The sequence below is a fragment of the Gluconobacter oxydans genome, from assembly GCF_006539685.1.
Taxonomy (GTDB): domain Bacteria; phylum Pseudomonadota; class Alphaproteobacteria; order Acetobacterales; family Acetobacteraceae; genus Gluconobacter; species Gluconobacter oxydans.
This window is the reverse complement of record NZ_BJNM01000058.1, coordinates 1-2,500: the sequence shown is the minus strand read 5'-3', so window position 1 is coordinate 2,500 and position 2,500 is coordinate 1. Positions and strand designations below refer to the sequence as shown.

The 2,500-nt window shown below is 55.2% G+C and carries 1 tRNA gene and 2 rRNA genes (1 of these 3 cut by a window edge); all 3 read left to right on the top strand.

Going from position 1 to position 2,500, the window contains the following annotated elements:
- Positions 1-2,173 (top strand): 23S ribosomal RNA (locus GOX01_RS12105); it begins 563 nt to the left of the window's first position.
- A gap of 82 nt (positions 2,174-2,255) precedes the next feature.
- Positions 2,256-2,370, top strand: a 5S ribosomal RNA gene (rrf, locus tag GOX01_RS12100).
- A gap of 54 nt (positions 2,371-2,424) precedes the next feature.
- Positions 2,425-2,498 (top strand) — tRNA-Met (locus tag GOX01_RS12095).
- Positions 2,499-2,500 lie beyond the last annotated feature (2 nt).

Below are 2,500 nucleotides of genomic sequence, written 5' to 3'. Positions count from 1 at the left end.
GAGTTTCTGTTTGCAGCGAGCTTAAGCCGTTAGGTGTAGGCGTAGCGAAAGCGAGTCTGAATAGGGCGAATGAGTTGCTGGCAGAAGACCCGAAACCGAGTGATCTAGCCATGGCCAGGCTGAAGGTGCGGTAACACGCACTGGAGGGCCGAACCCACGCCTGTTGAAAAAGTCGGGGATGAGCTGTGGCTAGGGGTGAAAGGCCAATCAAACTCGGAGATAGCTGGTTCTCCGCGAAATCTATTGAGGTAGATCGTCGGGTGTTTACCCTGGGGGGTAGAGCACTGGATGGGCTAGGGGGGCCCAAAGCCTTACCAAACCTAACCAAACTCCGAATACCCAGGAGTATAGCCCGGCAGACAGACAGTGGGTGCTAAGGTCCATTGTCGAGAGGGAAACAGCCCAGACCACCAGCTAAGGCCCCTAAATCGTGGCTAAGTGGGAAAGGATGTGGGGATTCCAAAACAACCAGGAGGTTGGCTTAGAAGCAGCCATCCTTTAAAGAAAGCGTAATAGCTCACTGGTCTATTAGAAACCCTGCGCCGAAAATGTAACGGGGCTCAAGCCACGTGCCGAAGCTGTGGGTGCATACTATGTATGCGCGGTAGCGGAGCGTTCCGTAAGTCTGCGAAGGAGACGGGGTGACCCTCTCTGGAGATATCGGAAGTGCGAATGCTGACATGAGTAGCGACAAACAGTGCGAGAAACACTGTCGCCGAAAGTCCAAGGGTTCCTGCGCAAGGTTAATCCACGCAGGGTGAGCCGGCCCCTAAGGCGAGGGCGAGAGCCGTAGTCGATGGGAACCAGTTCAATATTACTGGGCCTGCCAGAAGTGACGAATGAGAGATGTTGTCTGTCCTTAACGGATTGAACAGGCTTTTCAATCATTCCAGGAAATAGCTCTGGCGTATAGACCGTACCCGAAACCGACACAGGTGGACTGGTAGAGAATACCAAGGCGCTTGAGAGAACGATGCTGAAGGAACTAGGCAAATTGCTCGTGTAACTTCGGGATAAACGAGACCCGCTCGTGGGCAACCATGGACGGGTGGCACAGACCAGGGGGTAGCGACTGTTTAGTAAAAACACAGGGCTCTGCGAAATCGTGAGATGACGTATAGGGCCTGACGCCTGCCCGGTGCCGGAAGGTTAAGAGGAGGTGTGCAAGCACTGAATTGAAGCCCCGGTAAACGGCGGCCGTAACTATAACGGTCCTAAGGTAGCGAAATTCCTTGTCGGGTAAGTTCCGACCTGCACGAATGGCGTAACGACTTCCCCACTGTCTCCAGCATCGACTCAGCGAAATTGAATTCCCCGTGAAGATGCGGGGTACCCGCGGTCAGACGGAAAGACCCTATGAACCTTTACTGCAGCTTTGCAGTGGCATCAGAGACATTCTGTGTAGGATAGGTCGGAGGCTTTGAAACCCAGGCGCCAGCTTGGGTGGAGCCATCCTTGAAATACGACCCTGAATTTTTCTGATGTCTAACCGAGACCAGTAAGCCTGGTCCGGGACCCTGCATGGTGGGCAGTTTGACTGGGGCGGTCGCCTCCCAAAGTGTAACGGAGGCGCGCGATGGTGGGCTCAGGCCGGTCGGAAACCGGCTGTCGAGTGCAATGGCATAAGCCCGCCTGACTGTGAGAGTGACAGCTCGATCAGAGACGAAAGTCGGCCATAGTGATCCGGTGGTCCCATGTGGACGGGCCATCGCTCAACGGATAAAAGGTACTCTAGGGATAACAGGCTGATCTCCCCCAAGAGTCCACATCGACGGGGAGGTTTGGCACCTCGATGTCGGCTCATCACATCCTGGGGCTGGAGCAGGTCCCAAGGGTTCGGCTGTTCGCCGATTAAAGTGGTACGTGAGCTGGGTTTAGAACGTCGTGAGACAGTTCGGTCCCTATCTGCCGTGGGTGTAAGAGACTTGAGAGGATTTGTCCCTAGTACGAGAGGACCGGGATGAACATACCTCTGGTGCACCGGTTGTCACGCCAGTGGCACAGCCGGGTAGCTAAGTATGGACGGGATAACCGCTGAAAGCATCTAAGCGGGAAACCCACCTCAAAACGAGGTCTCATAGAGCCGTGACAGACCATCACGTTGATAGGCCGGGTGTGAAAGTGCAGTAATGCATGCAGCTAACCGGTCCTAATCGCTCATACTTCTCACAACAAACACATGCACAGAAATCAGCCACACACTTCACAACGCACCAACCACCACCCTCTCTCAAAAGACAGGGTGGGCTGGAAGACCTGGTGGCCATTGCGAGGGCCCTACACCCGATCCCATCCCGAACTCGGCCGTGAAATCCCTCAGCGCCTATGATACTGCACCTTAAGGTGCGGAAAAGTCGGTCGCCGCCAGGTCCCCCAGCCTACCCAACACACCACAACAAATCCCCAACATCAACCAAACACCACCGCGGGGTGGAGCAGCCCGGTAGCTCGTCAGGCTCATAACCTGAAGGCCGCAGGTTCAAATCCTGCCCCCGCAACC